Annotated in this window: 21 protein-coding genes; 11 read left to right on the top strand and 10 right to left on the bottom strand. The window is 66.7% G+C overall.

Translation table 11 applies throughout. The features are described from left to right. The first annotated feature begins 77 nt into the window (after positions 1-77). The 5 genes from J2W23_RS08540 to J2W23_RS08520 all read left to right on the top strand — a co-directional run bounded on the left by J2W23_RS08540 (position 78) and on the right by J2W23_RS08520 (position 6087). The gene (locus tag J2W23_RS08540; protein WP_176656447.1) at positions 78-614 is read left to right on the top strand and encodes a MarR family winged helix-turn-helix transcriptional regulator; all 537 of its coding nucleotides are present in this window, start codon (positions 78-80) and stop codon (positions 612-614) included. Further along, entirely contained in the window at positions 607-2088 is a 1482-nt protein-coding gene (locus J2W23_RS08535) for an efflux transporter outer membrane subunit (protein WP_307648398.1), read from the top strand. The genes J2W23_RS08540 and J2W23_RS08535 overlap by 8 nt, the downstream gene beginning before the upstream one ends. Positions 2089-2143: 55 nt before the next feature. Beyond that, the gene (locus J2W23_RS08530) at positions 2144-3484 is read left to right on the top strand and encodes an efflux RND transporter periplasmic adaptor subunit (protein WP_176656449.1); all 1341 of its coding nucleotides are present in this window, start codon (positions 2144-2146) and stop codon (positions 3482-3484) included. A gap of 38 nt (positions 3485-3522) precedes the next feature. After that, positions 3523-5085: a DHA2 family efflux MFS transporter permease subunit gene (locus tag J2W23_RS08525; protein WP_176656450.1), complete on the top strand. Its 1563-nt coding sequence runs from the start codon at positions 3523-3525 to the stop codon at positions 5083-5085. An 84-nt stretch (positions 5086-5169) separates the two neighbouring features. Then, positions 5170-6087, top strand: a complete 918-nt coding sequence (locus J2W23_RS08520) for a LysR family transcriptional regulator (RefSeq protein ID WP_307648397.1) — start codon at positions 5170-5172, stop codon at positions 6085-6087. Here J2W23_RS08520 and J2W23_RS08515 read toward each other — a convergent pair. The 8 genes from J2W23_RS08515 to J2W23_RS08480 form a co-directional block, all read right to left on the bottom strand. Then, complete coding sequence (locus J2W23_RS08515) at positions 6066-6701, bottom strand: cysteine hydrolase family protein (protein WP_307648396.1); 636 nt, start codon at positions 6699-6701, stop codon at positions 6066-6068. The two genes, J2W23_RS08520 and J2W23_RS08515, sit on opposite strands and share 22 nt — an antisense overlap. Positions 6702-6808: 107 nt before the next feature. Further along, positions 6809-8017 (bottom strand): AGE family epimerase/isomerase, encoded by a 1209-nt coding sequence (locus J2W23_RS08510; protein ID WP_176656453.1) that lies wholly within the window; start codon positions 8015-8017, stop codon positions 6809-6811. Between the two features lie 21 nt (positions 8018-8038). Then, positions 8039-9289 carry a YbiU family protein gene (locus tag J2W23_RS08505; RefSeq protein WP_307648507.1) on the bottom strand — a complete coding sequence of 417 codons (1251 nt, stop codon included), beginning with the start codon at positions 9287-9289 and terminating at the stop codon, positions 8039-8041. 32 nt (positions 9290-9321) lie between these two features. Next, entirely contained in the window at positions 9322-10443 is a 1122-nt protein-coding gene (locus J2W23_RS08500) for an ABC transporter ATP-binding protein (RefSeq protein WP_307648395.1), read from the bottom strand. A gap of 3 nt (positions 10444-10446) precedes the next feature. Then, on the bottom strand, positions 10447-11298 hold the full coding sequence (locus J2W23_RS08495) for a carbohydrate ABC transporter permease (protein WP_307648393.1): 852 nt from the start codon (positions 11296-11298) through the stop codon (positions 10447-10449). Continuing rightward, positions 11291-12157, bottom strand: a complete 867-nt coding sequence (locus J2W23_RS08490) for a carbohydrate ABC transporter permease (RefSeq protein ID WP_307648392.1) — start codon at positions 12155-12157, stop codon at positions 11291-11293. Before J2W23_RS08490 ends, J2W23_RS08495 begins: the two co-directional genes overlap by 8 nt. Positions 12158-12206: 49 nt before the next feature. After that, positions 12207-13460 (bottom strand): ABC transporter substrate-binding protein, encoded by a 1254-nt coding sequence (locus J2W23_RS08485; RefSeq protein ID WP_307648391.1) that lies wholly within the window; start codon positions 13458-13460, stop codon positions 12207-12209. A gap of 131 nt (positions 13461-13591) precedes the next feature. Continuing rightward, entirely contained in the window at positions 13592-14569 is a 978-nt protein-coding gene (locus J2W23_RS08480; protein ID WP_307648390.1) for a LacI family DNA-binding transcriptional regulator, read from the bottom strand. 234 nt (positions 14570-14803) lie between these two features. Here J2W23_RS08480 and J2W23_RS08475 point away from each other — a divergent pair, with 234 nt between their 5' ends. The 6 genes from J2W23_RS08475 (at position 14804) to J2W23_RS08450 (ending at position 20805) form a co-directional block, all read left to right on the top strand. Then, a complete protein-coding gene (locus J2W23_RS08475) occupies positions 14804-15574 on the top strand; it encodes an ABC transporter ATP-binding protein (protein WP_176656459.1) in 771 nt (256 codons plus the stop codon). An 87-nt stretch (positions 15575-15661) separates the two neighbouring features. After that, positions 15662-16369, top strand: a complete 708-nt coding sequence (locus tag J2W23_RS08470; RefSeq protein WP_176656460.1) for an ABC transporter ATP-binding protein — start codon at positions 15662-15664, stop codon at positions 16367-16369. 114 nt (positions 16370-16483) lie between these two features. Next, the gene (locus tag J2W23_RS08465) at positions 16484-17632 is read left to right on the top strand and encodes an ABC transporter substrate-binding protein (protein ID WP_307648506.1); all 1149 of its coding nucleotides are present in this window, start codon (positions 16484-16486) and stop codon (positions 17630-17632) included. A 46-nt stretch (positions 17633-17678) separates the two neighbouring features. Further along, on the top strand, positions 17679-18872 hold the full coding sequence (locus J2W23_RS08460) for an ABC transporter substrate-binding protein (protein ID WP_176656462.1): 1194 nt from the start codon (positions 17679-17681) through the stop codon (positions 18870-18872). Between the two features lie 48 nt (positions 18873-18920). Next, positions 18921-19796 carry a branched-chain amino acid ABC transporter permease gene (locus J2W23_RS08455; RefSeq protein WP_176656463.1) on the top strand — a complete coding sequence of 292 codons (876 nt, stop codon included), beginning with the start codon at positions 18921-18923 and terminating at the stop codon, positions 19794-19796. Between the two features lie 10 nt (positions 19797-19806). Next, positions 19807-20805: a branched-chain amino acid ABC transporter permease gene (locus J2W23_RS08450; RefSeq protein ID WP_176656464.1), complete on the top strand. Its 999-nt coding sequence runs from the start codon at positions 19807-19809 to the stop codon at positions 20803-20805. A 48-nt stretch (positions 20806-20853) separates the two neighbouring features. Here the strand turns inward: J2W23_RS08450 and J2W23_RS08445 are convergent, their stop codons facing one another. Next, positions 20854-21312, bottom strand: a complete 459-nt coding sequence (locus J2W23_RS08445; RefSeq protein WP_307648389.1) for a hypothetical protein — start codon at positions 21310-21312, stop codon at positions 20854-20856. Positions 21313-21423: 111 nt separating this feature from the next. Next, the gene (locus tag J2W23_RS08440) at positions 21424-22491 is read right to left on the bottom strand and encodes a lipocalin-like domain-containing protein (protein ID WP_307648388.1); all 1068 of its coding nucleotides are present in this window, start codon (positions 22489-22491) and stop codon (positions 21424-21426) included. Position 22492: the final 1 nt, after the last annotated feature.

Here is a 22492-nt window from a genome sequence, read left to right as displayed (position 1 = left end):
GGCGCGGATTCTACCGACCGCTGCCGCTACAAAGGCAGCCTTGACAATAATTGCCTCGGCAGCTAATATTTCGGCCCATGAGCGATGCAAACATTCCCAAGGCCTCGTCGGTCTCCGATGACGCTGTGCGTCGGCCCCCTGTCTTCTATCGGGCGGAGGACTATCGCGCCGAGGAAAGCATCGGCTACCTGATGCGCCGCATCGTCTCGGCGGTGGGTCAGTCGGTGGAAACCCGCATGTGCGAGCCGGGCAGCCCGACCTATCCGCAATGGGTGCCGCTGTACAAGCTGCACATCGGCGCGGCCACCACAGTGGCCGAATTGGCCCGGGCCTGCGAGCTCGACACCGGCGCGATGACGCGGCTGCTCGACCGCCTCGAAGCCAAGGGCCTGTGCCGCCGCGTGCGTTCGCTGGAAGACCGCCGCGTGGTCAACATCGAGCTCACCGACGAAGGCCGTGCCGCCGCAAAGGAAGTGCCTTACGTGCTCAGCCGCGTGCAGAACGAGCACCTGGCAGGTTTCACCACCGAGGAATGGGAGCAGCTCAAGGGCTACCTGCGCCGCATCCTCGACAACGCGCAGGCCCTCGCGGCCCGTGGAGATAAAAATGAATGATTCCTTCGCCGTGCGCGCTGTGCGTCGCACTCCTGTCGTGGCAGCCGCGTTGCTGCTGGTGGCGCTGGCCGGCTGTGCCGACATGGCCGGCATCGGCTCGCAGGCCAAACTGCGCGATGCGTCGTCGCTGGGCATCGCGCCCGACAGCGCCGCTGCACCGGCTTCCAAGCTCGACGCCCAGTGGTGGCTCGCCTTCGGCGACACGCAGCTCAACACGCTCATCGACCAGGCCGTGGCCGGCAACCCGAACCTGCAGGTCGCGCAGGCCCGCCTCGCGCGTGCGCAGGCCTCGGCGGACATCGCGGGTGCGGCGCTCAAGCCCAAGGTCAACGGCGAGCTCGACCTGAACCGCCAGAAGTTCAACAGCAACTACATCTACCCGGCACCGCTCGGCGGCTCGACGCAGAACATCGGCCTGCTGCAGCTCGGCGCGAGCTGGGAGCTCGACTTCTTCGGCAAGAACCGCACCGCGCTGGACACCGCCATCGGCGCCGCCAATGCAGCAGCGGCCGATGCCGATGCCGCCCGCGTGCTGCTCGCCAGCAACGTCGCACGCAGCTACTTCCAGTGGGCGCGCCTGAACGACCAGCTCACCGTGGCGCAACGCACGCTGGCCCAGCGCGACGAAACCCTGAAGCTCGTGCGCGACCGCGTTTCCGCCGGCCTCGACACCCGTCTCGAACTGCGCCAGAGCGAAGGCGGCCTGCCCGAAGCGCGCCAGCAGATCGAAGCGCTCAACGAGCAGATCGCACTGCAGCAGCACGCGCTCGACGCGCTCGTCGGCCAGCCCAACGCGTCGGCCTCGCTCAAGCCGCCGGTGCTCGCCGGCGTCAAGCCGATGGCGCTGCAGGCCAACATCCCTGCCGACCTGCTGGGTCGCCGCGCCGACATCGCCGCCGCTCGCTGGCGCGTCGAGGCGGCCACCAGCGACGTGGCCAATGCCAAGACCCAGTTCTATCCCAACGTGAACCTCACGGCCTTCGCCGGCTTCCAGAGCCTGGGCTTCGGCAAGCTGCTCAAGTCGGGCAGCGAGCAGTGGGGCGTGGGCCCGGCCATCAGCCTGCCGATCTTCGAAGGCGGGCGGCTGCGCGCCAACCTGCGCGGCAAGTCGGCCGACCTGGACGTGGCGGTCGAAAGCTACAACGCGACGGTCATCGACGCGGTGCGCGATGCGGCCGACCAGGTGTCGAGTGCGCAGTCGATCACCCGCCAGCAGACCGAGCAGCGCGCCGCGCAAACGGCCGCCGAAGGTGCCTACGACATCGCCGTGCAGCGCTACCGCGCGGGGCTGGGCAACTACCTCAACGTGCTGACGGCGGAAACCTCCGTGCTGGCGCAGCGCCGGCTGGCGGTCGATCTCGCCGCGCGTGCGCTCGACACCCAGGTGGGCCTCGCGCGGGCCCTCGGCGGCGGCTGGCAGCCCCCGGCGACTTCGACTGCCACGGCATCGGCCCCGACGGCCGCAGTGAACTGAACGGAACCGCGCCGACACGGCTCCCGACTCCCTCGTTTTCGGAAAGAAATTCATCATGAGCGACAACAACACTCCGACGTCCGCTGCTTCCGCAGCCCCTGTTGCACCCGAAGCGCCCGCCGGCAACGGCAAGCGCCGCCGCGCGCTGACCGCACTGGCAGCCGTGGTCATCGTCGCCGGCGGCGGCTGGGGCCTCTACGAATGGCTGGTCGCCAGCCACTACGAGGACACCGACAACGCCTACGTGCAGGGCAATGTCATCCAGATCACGCCGCAGATCGGCGGCACCGTCATGGCCATCAACGCCGACGACACCGACTTCGTGAAGGCCGGCCAGCCGCTGGTGCAGCTCGACCCGGCCGATGCCAAGGTCTCTCTCGAACAGGCCGAGGCCGCGCTGGCCCAGACCGTGCGCCAGACGCGCACGCTCTACGCCAACAACGGGTCGCTGGCCGCGCAGATCACGCTGCGCCAGGCCGACATCGTCAAGGCCCAGAGCGACATCGCCAAGGCACAGGACGACCTGCAACGCCGCCGCGCGCTGTCGGGCAACGGCGCGGTGTCGAAGGAAGAACTCAACCACGCCGAAACGCAGCTCGACACGGCCAAGAGCCAGCTCGCCGCCGCGCAGGCCGGAGTGGTCGCCGCGAAGGAAGCGCTGGTCAGCAACCAGTCGCTGACCGAAGGCACCAGCGTCGCCCAGCACCCCAGCGTGCTGGCCGCCGCCGCCAAGGTGCGCGAGGCCTACCTCGCCACGCAGCGCGTCGCGATGCCCGCGCCGGTCGACGGTTACGTCGCCAAGCGCACCGTGCAGCTCGGCCAGCGCGTGGCCGCCGGCACGCCGATGATGTCGATCGTGCCGCTCAACCAGCTGTGGGTCGATGCCAACTTCAAGGAAGTGCAGCTGCGCAACATCCGTATCGGCCAGCCCGTGAAGCTCACGGCCGACGTCTACGGCAAGAAGGTCGAGTACGACGGCAAGGTCGCCGGCCTGGGCGTGGGCACCGGCAGCGCGTTCGCACTGCTGCCTGCGCAGAACGCCACCGGCAACTGGATCAAGGTGGTGCAGCGCGTGCCCGTGCGCATCGCGCTCGACCCCGAGCAGCTCAAGGCCAACCCGCTGCGCATCGGCCTGTCGATGGACGCCGAGATCGACATCTCCTCCAAGAGCGGCAAGATGCTCGCCGACGCACCGCGCGGCAGCGCGCTCACGCAGACGCAGGTCTACAGCCAGCTCGATCGCGGCGCCGATGCCGAAGTGGACCGCATCGTCGCGGCCAACCTCGGCCGCAGCGCTTCGGCGAATGCCGCGAGCACCACGAGCGTGCCCGCGAAGCATCCGGCTGCGACGCCGGCCACCGGCGCTCAGGTGGCGGTGCAGGGCCAGCCCGGTTGATCGTTGCCCGCTTCGCTTGACATAAAGAAGCACGCGCAATGGCCACCGCCGCTCCCGCTTACATAGCGCACGCACCGCTCGAGGGCTCCGCCCGCGTGTGGGGCACGATCGCGCTGTCCGCGGCAACCTTCATGAACGTGCTCGATTCCTCGATCGCGAACGTGTCGTTGCCAGCCATCTCGGGCGACCTGGGCGTGAGCACCACGCAGGGCACCTGGGTCATCACCAGCTTCGCGGTGGCCAACGCCATCGCGGTGCCGCTCACGGGTTTCATGACCCAGCGCTTCGGCCAGGTGCGCCTGTTCATGGCGAGCGTGATCCTGTTCATGATCAGTTCGCTCCTGTGCGGCCTCGCGCCGAACATGACCACGCTCATCCTGTTCCGCGCGCTGCAGGGCTTTGTCGCGGGCCCGATGATTCCGCTGTCGCAGACGCTGCTCCTGTCCAGCTATCCGAAGGCCAAGGCGGGGCTCGCGATGGCGATGTGGTCGATGACCACGCTGGTCGCGCCGGTGATGGGACCGCTGCTGGGCGGCTGGATCACCGACAACATCTCGTGGCCGTGGATCTTCTACATCAACATTCCGGTGGGCATCGTCGCGGCTTCCATCACCTGGGCGCTCTATCGCAAGCGCGAGAGCAACACGCACAAGGTGCCCATCGATGCCATCGGCCTCGCGCTGCTGGTGCTGTGGGTCGGCTCGCTGCAACTCATGCTCGACAAGGGCAAGGAGCTCGACTGGTTCCACTCGGCGCAGATCGTCACGCTGGCGGTGGTCGCCGTGGTTGGCTTCGCGTTCTTCCTGATCTGGGAGCTGACCGACAAGCACCCCGTGGTCGACCTGTCGCTCTTCAAGCGCCGCAATTTCTGGTCGGGCGCGGTGGCAACGGCGGTGGCCTACGGCCTGTTCTTCGGCAACGTGGTGTTGCTGCCGCTGTGGCTGCAGCAATGGATGGGCTACACCGCCACGCAGGCGGGGATGATCATGGCGCCGGTGGGGCTGCTGGCGATCTTCTTCTCGCCGATCGTCGGGCTCACGGTGGCCAAGATCGACCCGCGCCGCTATGCAACGTTCTCGTTCCTGGTGTTCGCGCTGATCCTGTGGATGCGGTCGAACTTCAACACGCAGGCCGACTTCGTGACGATCATCATCCCGACGATCATCCAGGGCATCGCGATGGCGTTCTTCTTCATTCCGCTGGTGACGATCACGCTCTCGGGCCTCACGCCCGACCGCATTCCCGCCGCCTCGGGGTTGTCGAATTTCCTGCGGATCACCGCCGGCGCCATGGGCACCTCGCTCACCACCACGCTGTGGGACAACCGTGCGACGCTGCACCACGCGCAGCTTGCGGAATCCATCAACCAGGGCAACAGCGCGGCCACCAGTGCGATGTCGGGGCTCTCCAGCAGCGGCTTCAGCGCAGACCAGGTGATGGGGCAGATCAACCGCCTCGTTGACCAGCAGGCCTACATGCTGGCGACGAACGACATCTTCTATGCGTCGGCGATTCTGTTCCTGTTGCTGATTCCGCTGGTGTGGCTGGCCAAGCCGCAGAAGGGCGGCGCCGGCGGCGACGCCGCAGCCGGCGCGCACTGACCTCGCGGTTTCCATCACCCCGTCACCGTCACCCCCAGGCTTCGCAAGAGCCCTGGGGGTTTCTTTCGAAAGGCAGCTTCCCGCATGGACCAGTTCACCGCCATGAAGGCTTTTCGTGCGGTCGTCGAGGCCGGCGGCTTCACCGCCGCCGCCGAGGCGATGGATGTTTCGCACACCGTCGTCTCGCGCCACGTGAAGCAACTGGAAACCGCCCTGGGCGTGCAGTTGCTCAACCGCACGACACGGCGTTTCGCCCTCACGCAAGCCGGCCAGACCTACTACGAACACAGCCGCCAGATCCTCGACCAGGTCGAGGCCGCGGCGCTCCTCGTGGCGCAGCACCAGGTCGAGCCGACGGGCCTGCTGCGCATCAACGCGCCGATGTCCTTCGGCCTGGAAGCGCTGGCGCAATGGCTGCCCGCCTTTCTCGACGCGCATCCTCGGGTCAGGGTCGATCTCGTCTGCAACGACCGCTTCGTCGACCTGATCGAGGAGGGCTTCGACGTGGGCCTGCGCCTTGCCTACTCGCTCTCGGATTCGACGCTGATCGTCAAGCGCCTCGCCGGCTTCGAGGAGTGGTGGGTGGCATCGCCCGCCTATCTCCGGCAACACGGCACGCCTGCCGTTCCCGCCGACCTGCGCGCGCACCAATGCCTCAACTATTCGCTCGCGGGGAAGGCCGGCCAGCCCAGCTTCACCGCGCAAGACGGCAGCGTCCACACGGTCGACGTGGGCGGCAGGTTGCAGGCCAACAGCGGCATCGTGCTGCGCGCGGCCGCGCTGGCCGGCACGGGGCTCGCGGCGTCTCCGGAATTCCTCGTGCGCGAGCAGGTCGCGCGAGGTGAGCTGGTGCGCGTGCTGGCTGGGTTCAGCCAGCAGCGGCTGAACCTCTACGCGCTCTATCCACAGAACCGGCACCTGTCGCCGAAGGTGCGCGCGTTCGTGGATTTCGCCGCTGCGCGCTGCTTGCAGCCAGCCGCTCAGGCAGGCTGCAGCGACTGATCGAGCAAGCGCAGCACGTCGTCGGTCGTGCGCACTTCGGCCACCACGTCCGACACGCCGCGCAAGGCGGCGCGATGCAGCTCGCGATGGCCCAGCACGCCGCCGCCGTCTTCCTGATCCAGGTCCAGGTCGCGCGTCGCGCAGGCGTCGCTCACGATCAGGCTCTGGTAGCCGCGCGGCGCGGCGTCGAAGGCCGTGGCCGAGACGCACATGTGCGTCATGAGTCCGGTGAGGAGCAGCGTCTTGATGCCGCGCGCCTGCAGTTCCGCTTCCAGCGAAGTGCCCGCGAAGGCGCTCGGCGTCGCCTTGGTCAGCACGGTGTGATGCGCGGCCGGACGCAGTTCGGCGTGGATGCCGAAGGCCTTGCTGCCCTCCGCGAAGATCGGGCTGTCCGCGGGCGCGAGGTGCTGCGCATGGAACACCGGCATCGCATGCCGGTCCGCCCAGTCGATCAGGCGCCTCGCCTGGCGCAGCGCCGCCGGGCCATCGGGAATGGGCATGCGGCCGTCGAAATATTCGTTCTGGAAATCGATCGCGAGCAATGCCGTCGTGGATGGGTCGAGATGGGTCGTCGGCTGGGCGCCGGTGAGGGTGCGGATGCTGGGGTGCTTCATGCGGCTTCTCTGGGTGAAAAAAAGAAGCCTGAAGCGTACGAAGCGGCAGCGCTGCCGTGTAGATGCGAAACCGCACAAGACTTGTGCGGATCGCGACCGTCGACCGGTTACTTCACGGCGCTGTCCAGCGCCTTCAGCACGTCGTAGCACGCGCCCATCGTGTGATAGTCGGTCTTGCCGGCCGGGCTCTTTTCATCGCTGATCTTCTGGTTCTGCGGCGTGAGGATGCGATACCACGCGCCGTGCCTGTGGTCCACGAAGTGTTTCCACGAATACGCCCAGATGCTGTCGTACCAGTTCCAGTAGCTCGCATCGCCGGTGCGCAGCGCGAGCAGGGCGGCGGCGGCGAAGCTCTCGGCCTGCACCCAGAAATACTTGTCGCCGTCGTACACCGAGCCGTCGGGCGCAAAGCCGTAGACCAGCCCGCCGTTGTCCGCATCCCAGCCGCGGAACATCGCGGTGTCGAAGAAGTGCCGGGCGCGCGGCACGATCCAGTCGGCTTCGGTGCCTTGCGCATTCAGCAGGCGTTCCAGCTGCAGCAGCAGCTTGGCCCACTCGGTCAGGTGGCCGGTCTGGAAACCCCAGGGCCTGAAGATGTCGCTGCGGTCGCCGCGGTTGAAGTCCCAGTCGACCGACCAGTCGGCGCGGTAGTGCTCCCACACGAGGCCATTGGCCAGCGCGGCCTGCTGCCCCGTCACGGCTTCGGCGAGTGCGAGCGCGCGGTCGAGGTAGCGCGCCTCTTGCGTTGCCTCGAAGGCGGCCATCATCGCTTCGCAGGCGTGCATGTTGGCGTTCTGGCCGCGGTAGGGCGACACGCGCCAGTCGGCCGTGGCCTCGTCGGCATACAGGTGGTGGCGCGGTTCCCAGAAATGCTGCTCCATCAGGTCCCACGCATGTTCAAGTCCTGCACGTGCCTCGCTCACGCCGGCCATCAGCGCGTGCGCGTGCGCGAGCAGCACGAAGGCCAGGCCGTAGCAGTGCTGGGTGCCGTCCAGCACCGTGGCGCGGCCTTCGTGCCAGTCGATCTGCCATGCGTAGCCGCCGCCGGGCAGCGCATGCGCGCGCCGCAGGAAGGCCAGGCCGCGCCGCACGGCGTCCAGGTCCGCCGCGTTGCCGAAGCCGCGGTAGGCGTTCGCGTGGTTGAACACGAAGCGCGTGCTGCTCACCAGGTGGCGCGTGCGGCGGTCGTAGACCGTGCCGTCGTCCTTGAAGAAATGAAAGAAGCCGCCTGAAGGATCGGTGTCGCGCGGTTCGTAGAAGGCCAGCGTGTGCCGGATGTGGTCGATCAGGAAATCGGGTGAGCGGAAGTCGGGCATGAAAAAAAGAAATGGGGTTCGTCAATCCCAGGCGTGCAGGCCCATCTGGCGCAACCCGAGGGGCGTCAGGTCATCGGGCGTGGCACGGCCTTTGAAATCGACTTCGTAGTCTTCGGGTGCGAAATCGGGGCTGCTGCGCCCGGCCAGGAAGGCAGGCGCCTGCCGCGCCATGAAAGCGCGGTTCTTCTCGCACCAGGGTGCGGCGGCGATGTAGATCACGCTGCTGTGCTGGCTGCCGCGGTGTTCGTCCTCCACGGCGTGGATCACGTCGGAGTGCCACCACACGGTGTCGCCGGGCTCGACCAGCGGAATCGGGATCAGCCCGTCGCGCAACTCGGCATGCCACTCGGCCGTGGCGCCGAGCGCGCGGCCGGGCTGCGCGCCGCAGAGGTCGCCTTCGGGCACGTCGGGCTGCAGCGCGCGCAGCAGCATCCAGGGCGCGGTGCGCGCGATCGGCACCAGCCGCAGCGTGCCGTCGCCCGGGCCCTGCCGCGACAGCGCGGTCCAGCCCTGGAAGGTGCGAAAGGCCGAGCACACGGCGGGGGAGGGGATCTCGCGCGTCTCGATGCGGCCTTCGGCATCGAAGGGGTCGAAGCGCGAGAGGTCGCCTTCGAACACCTCGCGGTACACGTGCCGGAAGGTCGGCTCGCACCAGCGCTCGACCGAGCCGCCATCGGAATGCGGCGACAGCCCCAGCGTCGAATCGCCGGGCTCGCGGCGGCGGATGCGGTCGGCGTAGTTGGCCTGCCGGTCGGGGTCGAAGAAGCGGGTGCCGTTCTTCTCGAAGGTCCAGAGGCGGTTGAGGAAAGCGCGCGTCGCGTGCATGCGCTCGTCCTGCCGGGCCTGCATCTGCGGGCGCGACCAGTAGAGGCCGAAGATCTGAGGCCGGCCCGAGGCCAGCGCGCTGAAGTACTTGTCCAGGCCCGCCTTGGCGCGTGCGTGCGCGTAGTAGTCGTTGCCGTCGATGTAGCGGTGGATCTCCTCGTTCCACGCCTGCACCTGCGCCGCGTCGAACACGCCGCGCACCACCACGCAGCCGCGCCGGTGGATGCGAGCGATCTGTTCCGGCGACACGCGCCCGTGCGCGATGTCGGCATAGGCCAGCTCGGGCACCGCGCCGCCGCTGGCCTGCTCGGCACGCACCGTCGCCACCTCGTCCTCGAGGAACTCGGTTTCGAGCGCGAAGCGCCGGGCGAGGTCGGGCACGCTCGCGCGCAAGGCCCGTTGGGCCTGCACCACCGCACGGGGAATGTCGTTCATCCAGTCGGCCATGGGCGTCATCTCGTTGTCCTCCGTGCCAGAGGTCAGCCGATCAGCGTTTCCGCCTCGGCGTCGAAGAAGACGATCTTCGACAGGTCGATCGAGAAATGCGCCGTGGCCCCGGGCTGCAGCGTCACGTCAGGTGGCAGGCGCGCGGTGAAATCATGCCCGCCAAGATCGAGCAGCACCAGCGTATCGGCCCCAGTCGGCTCCACCACCTGAACGCGCGCATTCACCCGTTGCTGCGTACCGCGCCCTTCGGCGCCGTAGTCTGCCAGCCCGACCGCCTCGGCCCGCAGTCCCACGATCACTTCCTGGCCCGCATACGCATGCAGCTGCGCGGGCGTCAACGACAGCGGCAGGTCGATGCGCACCGCGCCGCCGCCGCCGGCCGTCAGCAGTTCCAGCCCGCCGGCGGGCGTCATCGCCACCCGCATGCGCAGCAGGTTCATGCGCGGCGAGCCCATGAAGCTCGCGACGAAGGTGTTGGCCGGCCGGTTGTAGACCTCGTGCGGCGTGCCCAGTTGCTGCAGCACGCCGCCCTTCATCACCGCAATGCGCGTGGCCAGCGTCATCGCCTCGATCTGGTCGTGCGTGACGTAGACGATGGTGGCGTTGAGCCGCTGGTGCAGCTTCTTGATCTCGGTGCGCATGTCCAGCCGCAGTTGCGCATCGAGGTTGGAGAGCGGCTCGTCGAACAGGTAGAGCTGCGGCTCGCGCGCCAGCGCCCGTCCGATGGCCACGCGCTGCCGCTGTCCGCCCGAGAGCTGGCGGGGCTTGCGGTCCATCAGGTGGCCGATCTGCAGCAGCTCGCCGACCTTCTTCACGCGTTCGGCGCGCGCGGCCTTGTCGACCTTGCGCATCTCCAGCGGGAACTCGATGTTCTTGGCCACCGTCATGTTGGGGTAGAGCGCGTACGACTGGAACACCATCGAGATGTTGCGCTCCGCAGGGGCGGTCTTCGTGATGTCCGCGCCGTTGAGGCGCAGCTCGCCCTCGGTGGGTTCTTCCAGCCCCGCGATGATGTTCATCAGCGTGCTCTTGCCGCAGCCCGAGGGCCCCACCAGCACCAGGAACTCGCCGTCCTTCAGCGCGATGGAGATGTCATGAAGTATCTGGACGGGGCCGAAGCTCTTGCGAATACCAATCAGGTCCAACGAAGCCATTCACTAACCTTTGACCGAGCCGGCCATGAGGCCGCGCACGAAATATTTTCCAGACACCAAATACACCACCAGCGTGGGAAGCGCCGCGATGAACGCTCCCGCGAAATGCACGTTGTATTCCTTGACCCCGGTGGAGCTGTTCACCAGGTTGTTGAGCGCCACCGTGATCGGGAACGAGCTGTAGTCGCTGAACGAAGCGCCGAACAGGAATTCGTTCCAGATGTTGGTGAACTGCCAGATCACCGTCACCACGATGATCGGCGTGCTGTTGGGCAAGAGGATGCGCAGCAGCACCCCGAAGAAGCCCGCGCCGTCCATGCGCGCCGAGCGCACCAGCTCCTGCGGAAAGGCCGCGTAGTAGTTGCGAAAGAAGAGGGTGGTGAAACCGATGCCGTACACCACGTTCACGAAGATCAACCCCGTCACCGTGCCCGCGATGCCGAGGAACCCGAGCGTGCGCGCCATCGGGATCAGCACGATCTGGAACGGGATGAACACCGAGAACAGCATCGCCGCGAACAGGAGATGCGCGCCGCGAATGCGGTACTGCGTGAGGATGTAGCCGTTCAGCGCGCCGATGAGCGTGGAGATTGCCACGGCAGGAACCACCAGCAGGAACGAGTTGATGAAGTAGGGCTTCAGGCCCGTGGGCTGCACGCCGATCTGCGCCGTGCTCCAGGCCGCGCGCCAGGGGTCGAGGGTCCAGTCGATGGGCAGCGTCATCAGGTTGCCGCTGCGGATTTCTTCCAGCGGCTTGAGCGAGTTGATGACCATCACATAGACCGGCATCAGGAACACGAAGGCCAGCACCAGCAGCACGGCATACAGAACGAAGCGCATCGTGCGTTCAGCCATGCTTTGCTCCTCGCATCTCGCGCAGCAGATAGGGCACCACCACGACGCCGATGGCAGCGAGCATCAGCACCGAGCTCGCCGCACCCACTGCCATCTCGTTGCGGGTGAAGGTGTACTGGTACATGAAGACCGAGGGCAGCCAGGTCGAGCGCCCCGGCCCACCGTTGGTGAGGGCGATCACCAGGTCGTACGACTTGATCGCCATGTGCGCGAGGATCACGAAGGCCGAAACGAAGACCGGCCCGAGTTGCGGAATCACGATGCGCGTGTAGATCTGCCAGGGGCGCGCGCCATCGACCCGTGCCGCGCTGATCTGCTCGCCGTCGACGCCGCGCAGCCCCGCGAGGAACATCGCCATCACGAAGCCGGTGGTCTGCCAGACGGCGGCGATGACGACGCAGTAGATCGCCATCTCGCCGTCCTTGATCCAGCCGAACGAGAAGCCGCTCCAGCCCAGGCTCTGCAGCGTGTGCTCGATGCCCACGCCGGGGTCGAGCAGCCACTTCCACGCCGTGCCCGTGACGATGAGCGAGAGGGCCATCGGGTACAGGTAGATCGAGCGCAGCACGCCCTCGGCGCGCACCTTCTGGTCGATGAGGATCGCCAGCACGAGGCCCAGCACCATCGCCACCGCGATGTAGAGGCTCGCGAAGACCGCGAGATTGCGCAGCGACACCTCCCAGTTCTCCAGCCCCGTCAACCGGTCGTAGGCGGCCGTGCCGGCCCACTCGGTGGTGGGCAGCATGGTCGACGTCGTGAACGACAGGTAGACCGTGAACATGATGTAGCCGTACACGCACACCAGCACGAGCAGGGCGCTCGGCGTCAGCAGCAGCTTGGGCAGCAGTCCGGCTTTCATGATCGTGCGGGTGCCTCGAACACCCTCGACACCCAGGAACAGCGGCGCATCAGTTCTTCGCGGCAGAGACCATCGCTGCCACGGCCTTCTTGTCGTCGAGCTGGCCGTTGAAGTGGCGCGTGATCACGTCGTAGAACGCGTTCTTGATCGAAGCCGGCTCCGCATGGCCGTGGCCGATGGAACCCACCAGCGTGTTGGCCTTGCTGGCTTCGGCCAGGTCCTTGATGGCCTTCTTGCCGCAGGCGTCGAAGGCGGTGTCGGGCACGTCGGTGCGCGCGGGCGCGGAGCCCTTGGCCACGTTGAAGGTCGACTGGAAGCCCGGGTCCATGATCGCGGCGGCCAGCTTCTGCTGCGCGGCGGTCTTGCCCGCGTCCTTGAGCGTGAACATCACGAACTGGTCGGCGTTGAAGGTGACCGTGCCCTGCGTGCCCGGGAAGCGGAAGCAGGCGAAGTCCTTGCCCGGCACGAGTTTCGCGTTGACGAACTCGCCCTTGGCCCAGTCGCCCATGATCTGGAAGCCGGCCTTGCCGCCGATCACCATGCCCGAGGCCACGTTCCAGTCGCGGCCCGAGAAGTCCTTGTCCACCAGCTTGCGCAGTTGCGCCATGCGCTGGAACACTTTTTCGGTGGTCGGCGAAGCGATGGTCTTCGTGTCGAAGTCGATGAAGGCCTTGCGGTAGTAGTCGACGCCGCCGGTGGCCATGGCCACGCTGTCGAAGAGCGTCGCGTCCTGCCACGGCTGGCCGCCGTGGGCGAGGGCGATGAAGCCGGCCTTCTGCACCTTCTCGGCGGCGGCGATGAACTCGTCCCAGTTCTTCGGCTCGGCGGTGACGCCCGCCTTCACGAGCACGGCCTGGTTGGCCCAGACCCAGTTGGTCGAGTGCACGTTCACCGGCGCGGCGATCCACTTGCCGTTGTACTTCGAGAACTTCTGCAGGGCGGGGGGCACCACCTTGTCCCAGCCGTCCTTCTGCGCGAGCGCGTTGAGGTCGGCCACCACGCCCTGCTTGCCCCAGTCGAGGATGTCGAAGCCCAGCATCTGCGAGGCGGTGGGCGGGTTGCCCGAGGTCACGCGGGCGCGCAGCGCGGTCATCGCGGCCTCGCCGCCGCCGCCGGCCACGGGCATGTCGTTCCATTTCACGCCCTGCTTCTCGAGGTTGGCCTTGAGCACGTTGAGCGCGCCGGCCTCGCTGCCCGAGGTCCACCAGTGCAGGACCTCCACGCTCTGTTGCTGGGCTGTGGCGACGTTGCCGGCAAGGCCGATGGCAAGACCGATCGAGAGTGCGATGGCGTTCTTCTTCATGTGTTTCTCCGGTTGCAGGGTGCGCGGCAGTTTAGGCAGCGCACCGTGGCTTCACGCCTTGTGCTTTCCCGGACGAAACACGGCGTTGGCAGCGCAACAAAGGCCGCCCCCACCGGAGAGAAAAGAGGGTCCTAGCCCACCGTGCTTTGCCGAACGATGAGTTCGACCGGCAGCGTGTTCAGCCGCGGCAGTGAGCCGCCCTGCATTGCCAGTTCGACGCCCATGCGACCCAGCGCCTGGCGGTCCACGCGCACCGTGGTGAGCGGCGGCTTGGCCGATGCGGCGGTCTGCACGTCGTCGAAGCCCACGATCGCGACGTCCTCGGGCACGCGCAGGCCCGCCGCGAGGCAGGTGTCGAGCGCTGCGAGCGCGGCCATGTCGTTGCAGGCGAACACGGCGTCGGGTGGTTTGCGCAGGCGCAGCAGCTGCTGCATCGCAGCGGAGGCGCCGCGGTCGTGCGGCAGGCCCAATGGCGCGACCACTTCCAGCTCCGGGTCGGCGAGGATGCCGGCCTCGAACAGCGCGCGGCGGTAGCCGTGGGCCCGCTCGAGGATGCTCACATGCGCGAGCGACCCCGCGATGTAGGCGATGCGCTGTCTGCCGATGTCCAGCAGGTGGCGCGTGGCCAGGAAGCCGCCGGTCGTGTTGTCCGGGTTCACCGCGAGCATGTCGCGCAGCGAGAAGTCGATCAGCGCGAAGGGCAGGTCGAGCCCGGCCACCATGTCGAGCACCTCGGTCTCGAAGAAGCCGGCCGCCAGGATCATGTCGGGCTCGTGCAGCCGCAGCTGCTCGCGGATCGGGTCGGTCGGGCCGCAGGTGAGCAGCGTGGGCACGATGCCCGATTCGCGGCAGGCTTCCTCCACCCCATGCAGCACGTCCGAGAAGAAGGGGTTGACCGAGAAGTGGCTGTGCTGGCGATGCACCATGAAGACCAGCCGCTTGGCCTTGGCGCTGCGCAGGCGCCCGGCGTTGTAGCCGACTTCGCTGGCGATCTTGCGGATCATGCGGCGGGTCTCGTCCGAGAGGCCGCGCTGGTTCTTCAGGGCACGCGACACGGTGCTGATCGACACACCGGCGGCCTCGGCCACATCGCGGATCGTTACGGGCATGGATGGCATGAAGAGTTGTCGGGAGAGGGCGGAGGGGGCGTCATTGTCAACGCGACGACAGTTGGTGATCGTGCATAACTTGTCCGTCTTGTGCAGGTTGCACTGCAGCATAGGCATTTGCCCCAGTATGCAAGCGCGGGTCGCCCACCAACAATCGGTCCGCGCTCCATGGTGGCGCGCCAAGATGGACCGCATGACCGACTTCTTTTTTCCGAACCCGGGCGACCTCGCGAGATGAGCGACGTCATCCTCGAAACACGCCAGCTCACCAAGGAATTCAAGGGGTTCACCGCGGTCAGCAAGGTCAACCTCTCGGTGGTGCGCGGCTCGATCCACGCCCTCATCGGCCCCAACGGCGCCGGCAAGACCACCTGCTTCAACCTGCTCACGAAGTTCCTGGAGCCGACCACGGGCACGATCCTGTTCAACGGCGAGGACATCACCGGGGAGCGCCCCGCGCAGATCGCACGGCGCGGCATCATCCGCTCGTTCCAGATCTCGGCCGTGTTCCCGCACCTCACGCTGCTGGAGAACGTGCGGCTGGGCCTGCAGCGCCGCCTGGGCACGTCGTACCACTTCTGGAAGAGCGAGAAGTCGCTCAAACCCCTGGATGCCAGAGCACGCGAGCTGCTGGCTGAAGTCGGCCTGGAAGAACTCGCCGATGAACAGACCGTGAACCTGCCCTACGGCCGCAAGCGCGCGCTGGAGATCGCCACCACGCTGGCGATGGAGCCCGAATTGATGCTGCTGGACGAACCCACGCAGGGCATGGGCCACGAAGACGTGCATCGCGTGGCCGAGCTCATCAAGCGGGTGTCGGCCGGGCGCACCATCCTCATGGTCGAACACAACATGAGCGTGGTCTCGACGATTGCCGACACCATCACCGTGCTGCAACGCGGCGCCGTGCTGGCCGAAGGCCCCTACGCCGAAGTCTCGAAGAACCCGCAGGTCATGGAGGCCTACATGGGCACGACGGACGGCGAAATGCAGGGCGCGCATTGACATGAACCCCCACGCTCATCACTTCGTGTATTCGCTGCCCCCCGAGGGGGCGCGGGCCTCCCTTGGGGCGGCCCGGCGGGAGGCCCAATGACCGCCGCACTCGAAATCAAGGGCCTGCAGGCCTGGTACGGCGAATCGCACGTACTGCATGGCGTCGATATGGTCGTGCAGCCCGGCGAAGTCGTCACGCTGCTGGGCCGCAACGGCGCGGGCCGCACCACCACGCTGCGCGCCATCATGGGCCTGACCGGCGCACGCAAGGGCAGCATCGAGGTCAACGGCAAGGAAACGATCGCGATGCCCACGCACCGCATCGCCCACCTCGGCATCGGCTACTGCCCCGAGGAACGCGGCATCTTCGCCAGCCTCTCGTGCGAAGAAAACCTGATGCTGCCGCCCGAACTCAAGGGTGCGGGACAGGGCATGTCGGTCGAAGAAATCTACGCCATGTTCCCCAACCTGGCCGAGCGCCGCCACAGCCAGGGCACGCGCCTGTCGGGCGGCGAGCAGCAGATGCTGGCCGTCGCGCGCATCCTGCGCACGGGCGCCAAGCTGCTCTTGCTCGACGAGATTTCCGAAGGCCTCGCGCCGGTCATCGTGCAGGCGCTGGCCCGCATGATCACCACGCTGCGCGCCAAGGGCTACACCATCGTGATGGTGGAGCAGAACTTCCGCTTCGCCGCACCGCTGGCCGACCGCTTCTACGTGATGGAGCACGGCCGCATCGTGGAGAAGTTCGGCGCCGCCGAGCTCGAAGCCAAGATGCCGGTGCTCACCGAGCTGCTCGGCGTCTGAACAAGAAAAGTCCACAAGACTCCCCTTTCCCCATCCCACAAAGATTCTTTCAGGAGACACAACACCATGAACAAGAAACTCGGCCTCATCGCCACCGCCGTCGCTGTCCTCGCCATGGGCGCAGGCGCCGCGCAGGCACAAGAGAAAGTGAAGATCGGCTTCGTCACCGACCTGTCGAGCCTCTACGCCGACCTCGAAGGCAAGGGCGGCGCCACCGCCATCCAGATGGCCATCGACGACTTCGGCGGCAAGGTGCTGGGTCAGCCCATCGAGCTCTTGGTCGCAGACCACCAGAACAAGGCCGACATCGCCGCCTCGAAGGCCCGCGAGTGGGTCGACACGGCCGGCGTGACCATGATCTTCGGCGGCACCAATTCGGGCACCGCGCTCGCGACTGCCAAGGTGGCGGAAGAGAAGAAGCGCGTGTACTTCAACAACGGCGCCGGCAGCTCGGTGCTCACCAACGAGCAGTGCTCGCCCTACACCGTGCACTATGCCTACGACACCGTGGCGCTGGCCAAGGGCACGGGCGCCGCGGTGGTGGACCGTGGCGGCAAGAGCTGGTTCTTCCTGACGGCCGACTACGCCTTCGGCCATGCGCTCGAAGCCGACACCACCAAGGTGGTGAAGGAAAAGGGCGGCACGGTGGTGGGCGCGGTGCGGCATCCGCTGAACGCATCGGACTTCTCCTCGTTCCTGCTGCAGGCGCAGAACTCCAAGGCGCAGATCCTCGGCCTGGCGAACGCGGGCGGCGACACCATCAACGCCATCAAGGCGTCGAAGGAATTCGGCATCAACAAGACCATGAAGACCGCGGGTCTCCTGGTCTTCCTGAGCGACGTGCACAGCCTCGGCCTTAAGAACACCGAGGGCCTCTTGCACACCACCAGCTGGTACTGGGACCTGAACGACGACACGCGCAAGTTCGCCAACCGCTTCTTCGAGAAGACCAAGCGCATGCCCACCGACGTGCAGGCCGCCGACTACTCGGCCACCACCACGTACCTGAAGGCCGTGGCTGCTGCCAAGACGACCGATTCCGACAAGGTGATGGCGCAGCTCAAGAGCATGAAGATCGACGACTTCTACGCCAAGGGCCAGATCCGCGCCGACGGCAGCTTCATCCACGACATGTACCTGGTCGAGGTGAAGTCGCCGGCCGAGTCGAAGAAGCCCTGGGACTACCTGAAGGTGCTCAAGACGCTGCCGGGCGACCAGGTCTTCACCACGAAGGCCGAGAGCAAGTGCGCCGCCTGGAAGTGATTCGCGCCTCCGTGATTTTTCGTTCCTTCACTAGGAGTTCTTGACCATGAAAAAGACGTTCGTGCTTTCCGGCCTCTCTCTTGCCATTGCGCTGGCCGCCGGCGCCGCGCAGGCGCAGGACAAGGTCAAGATCGGTTTCATCACCGACATGTCCAGCCTCTATGCGGACGTGGAGGGCAAGAACGGCGCCCTCGCGATCCAGATGGCCATCGACGATTTCGGCGGCAAGGTCAACGGCATGCCCATCGAGCTCCTGTCGGCCGACCACCAGAACAAGGCCGACATCGCCGCCTCGAAGGCGCGCGAGTGGATCGATACGCAGGGCCTGACGATGCTGTTCGGCGGCACCAGCTCGGGCACCGGCCTCGCGATGGCGAAGGTGGCGCAGGAGAAGAAGCGCGTCTTCATCGTGAACGGCGCGGGCAGTTCGGCGCTCACCAACGAGCAGTGCTCGCCCTACACCGTGCACTACGCCTACGACACCGTGGCGCTCGCCAAGGGCACCGGCAGCGCGGTGATCGCGCGCGGCGACAAGAGCTGGTATTTCCTCACCGCCGACTACGCCTTCGGCCAGGCCCTGGAAGCCGACGCCACCAAGGTGGTGAAGGAGAAGGGCGGCACCGTGCTCGGGAGCGTGAAGCACCCGCTCAACACCTCGGACTTCTCTTCGTTCCTGCTGCAGGCGCAGAACTCCAAGGCGCAGGTGCTCGCGCTCGCCAATGCCGGCGGCGACACCATCAATTCGATCAAGGCGGCCAAGGAATTCGGCATCACCAAGTCGATGAAGATGGTGGGCCTGCTGGTGTTCGTGACCGACGTGCACAGCCTGGGCCTGAAGAACACCGAGGGCCTGCTGCTCACCACCAGCTGGGACTGGAACCTGGACGACAAGACGCGCGCCTTCGGCAAGCGCTTCTTCGAGAAGACCAAGCGCATGCCCACCGACATCCAGGCGGCCGACTACTCGGCCACCATGACCTATCTGAAGGCCGTGCAGGCCGCCAAGACGGTCGATGCCGACAAGGTGATGGAGACGCTCAAGTCCACGCCCATCGACGATTTCTATGCCAAGGGCAACATCCGCGCCGATGGCCGCTTCGTGCACGACATGTACCTGGTGCAGGTGAAGTCGCCGGCCGAATCCAAGCAGCCCTGGGATTACTACAAGGTGATCCAGAAGCTCAAGGGCGAGGACGTCTTCACGACCAAGGCCGAGAGCAAGTGCGCCCTCTGGAAGTGATCTCCCGCGGGCGCCTTTCTTGCGGCGCCCGGGTTCGTTGAAACGCTTATGAACATTTCCCTCCCCGCCTTGTTGAGCCAGCTCCTCCTGGGGCTGGTCAACGGCTCGTTCTACGCCATCCTGAGCCTCGGGCTGGCGGTGATCTTCGGTTTGCTCAACGTCATCAACTTCGCGCACGGCGCGCTGTTCATGCTGGGGGCCGTCCTGACCTGGATGGCCATGGAGTATTTCGGCATCAACTACTGGGTGATGCTGATCGCGGCGCCCATCCTCATCGGCCTCTTCGGCGTACTGATCGAGCGGTTGCTGCTGCGCTGGATCTACAAGCTCGACCACCTCTACGGTCTCTTGCTCACGCTCGGTCTCACGCTGCTGATCGAAGGCGTGTTCCGCTCGGTCTACGGCGTCTCGGGCCTGCCCTACGACGCACCCGATGCGCTCTCGAGCGCCACCGACCTCGGCTTCATGGTGCTGCCCAACTACCGCGCCTGGGTGGTCGTCGCCTCGCTGGTGATCTGCTTTGCGACCTGGTACGTGATCGAGAAGACGCGCCTGGGTGCGTACCTGCGCGCCGGCACCGAGAACCCGCGCCTGGTGGAAGCCTTCGGCGTCAACGTGCCGCTGATGATCACGCTGACCTACGCCTTCGGCTGCGCGCTCGCCGCCTTTGCGGGCGTGCTGGCCGCACCGGTGATGCAGGTCTCGCCGCTGATGGGGCAGAACCTCATCATCGTGGTGTTCGCGGTGGTCGTGATCGGCGGCATGGGCTCCATCATGGGCGCCATCCTCACCGGCTTGGGCCTCGGCGTGATCGAGGGGCTCACCAAGGTTTTCTATCCCGAGGCATCGTCAACGGTTGTGTTCGTGATCATGGTCATCGTGCTGCTCATCCGCCCCGCCGGCCTGTTCGGCAAAGAAAAATAAGGCGGACGGCATGAACATGAAAAAGATCTCCACCGTCGTCTACGCGCTGCTGCTGGTTGCGCTGGTGCTCGCACCGTTCTTCGGCGCCTACCCGGTGTTCGTGATGAAGCTCATGTGCTTCGCGCTGTTCGCCGCGGCCTTCAACCTGCTGCTGGGCTTCACGGGCCTGCTGTCCTTCGGGCACGCGGCCTTCCTGGGCGGCTCGGCGTACGTGGCGGGCCATGCGATCAAGGTCTGGGGCCTCACCCCCGAACTCGGCCTCATCGCCGGCACCTTGAGCGGGGCCTTTCTCGGCTGGATCTTCGGCATCCTTGCCATCCGCCGCCAGGGCATCTACTTCGCGATGATCACGCTGGCGCTCGCGCAGATGATGTTCTTCGTCGCATTGCAGGCCAAGTTCACCGGCGGGGAAGACGGCCTTCAGGGTGTGCCGCGCGGCAAGCTCTTCGGCGTCATCGACCTCGCCAACGACCTCACGATGTACTACGTCGCGCTGGTGATCGTGGTGGCCGCGTTCTTGCTGATCGTGCGCACCATCCACTCGCCGTTCGGGCAGGTGCTCAAGGGCATCAAGGAGAACGAGCCGCGCGCGCTCTCGCTGGGCTACGACGTGAGCCGTTTCAAGCTGCTGGCCTTCGTGATCTCGGCCGCGCTTTCGGGCCTCGCGGGTTCGCTCAAGACGCTGGTGCTGGGCTTCGCCACCCTGTCGGACGTGCACTGGACCGCTTCGGGCCAGGTCATCCTGATGACGCTGGTGGGCGGTCTCGGCACGCTCTCGGGTCCCATCGTGGGCTCGGCGGTGGTGGTGCTGCTGGAGAACAAGATCGGCGAACTCGGCAACTTCCTCGCGCGCATCACGACGGTGGACTGGTTCAACACGCTGGGCGAGTCGGTGACCATGGTCACGGGCCTGATCTTCGTGATTTGCGTGCTGGCTTTCCGCAAGGGGATCATGGGCGAGATCATCGCGTTCATCGACCGGCGGCGCGCCAAGCAGGCCAAGGACTGACGATCAACACCAAAAAAAAGGGAGCGCAGGCTCCCTTTTTCATTGGCGTCAGCAGTTGCCTTTTTTCGCCTGGCCGGGCGGGCAGAAATCGCCCCGGTCGTGCCCGTGCCGTTTGCCATGACGGTGGTCGTCGCGGTCGTGCCGCCGGTGGCCGTCGTCCCATTCGCGGTCGCGGCGGGCCTCACGGCGGCGCCAGTCGCCTTCGGTCCAGCGCCAGCCGCCACGGTCTTCGACCCAGCGGCCCGGGGCATAGGCATAGCCTGCCCGCGCGGGCCGCCAGCTGCCGCGTCGCCACTCATACGCGCGCCCATCCCAGGCCCAGCGGCCCGGCACCCAGACATAGCCGCCGCGCGGTGGCGGTGGTGCCTCGTAGCGTGGTGGCGGCGGCGCCACCATGACCAGTCCGGGCACGTTGATGTTGACCGAGACTTGCGCGCTGGCGCCGATCGGTGCTGCAAGCAGAGACAGGGCACCGGCCAGGGCCAGCGCGGAGATTCGTATCGTCATGGGGTCCTCTTTTCTTGATGTGCGATGTGCATGTGCTGTTCCCAACGCCCAACGCAACCGGAGGCCGGTCGGTTGTCAGGCTTTGCGCTGCCATGCCGCGCCATCGGCACTCTACAGCCTCAGCGGGGCGGCATAGCCGGTCATTTCCAGGTAGCCGCGGCCGATGCGGCGCCCCTGGGCGTCGATCAGGTCGCTGAGCCCTTCCCAGTACACCCCGCCGGTCGAACCCCGGCTGTCCAGTTCCTGGTCGTCGAGCAGGGCGCGCACTTCGAAAGTTCCAGAGGGCGTCTGCACACGCCACCGCGTCGGGTACTGCGCCTGCGTGCGCGGACTGCGCCACGCGTCGAGGCTCTCGAAACGCACGTCGTCGTTCCTGAAGACGCGCAGCGCCCCGTCGCGCGTGCGGAACGAACCGCCGCCCCACAGCGCGCTGCCGTCCTTGCGGCGCAGGTGAAAGGCGGTGAGCGCGCTTCCGTCGTCCAGGTTCATGCCGATCCAGTCCCAGCCCACGGCGTCGGGGTGCATCAGCGCCTCGCTCCACTCGTGGTCCAGCCATGCGGTGCCGGCGACGTCGAAGGCCTGGCCCTTGAGCGTGAGCTTGCCCTGCGTCCCGAGCTGGGGCTCGCTGTAGTAATAGCTCGCCTGGGCTTCGTCGGGCCCCTTGCGCGAGAGGCCGGCGTTGCCTTGCAGCAGCACCGGCTGCGTCGGCGTGAAGCGCAGGTCGAGTGCGAACTCGCCGGCAGGGATGCGCGCCGAGTAGCTGCCTTCCTTGCGCACCAGTGACCAGTCGCGCAGTCGCACCTCGGTGTCGGCTTCGCTGGCCGATGCGACGCCGAAGCCCGCGCGCGCGATGCGCTGGTCGTGCAGCAGCACGCGGCCTTCGAGGTCGGTGACGGCCGCGTGCGCGAACACGAGGTTCTTCGCGGCGAAGGCCGAGCGCATGTTCTGGGTCGCGTCGATGCGCGAGCGAAAAAAGGTCACCTGGAAGCCGAACTCGCGCCCCGCCGCGTTCCTGGCGTGGCCGGTGATGTACCACCACTCGGTATGAAGGTCGGGGTGGCTGCCGAAGTCGCGCGGGAATTCCAGCGTCCGTGGAGGCAATGCCCAGCTTGCGGGCGCCGCGGCCAGCGCGGCGAGCAGCAGGCTGCGCCGCGACAGGCCGAAAGCACTGGGAGGCATC

The sequence above is a fragment of the Variovorax boronicumulans genome, assembly GCF_030812215.1.
Lineage (GTDB): Bacteria > Pseudomonadota > Gammaproteobacteria > Burkholderiales > Burkholderiaceae_C > Variovorax > Variovorax boronicumulans_C.
This window is presented reverse-complemented; position numbering and strand designations above follow the sequence as displayed.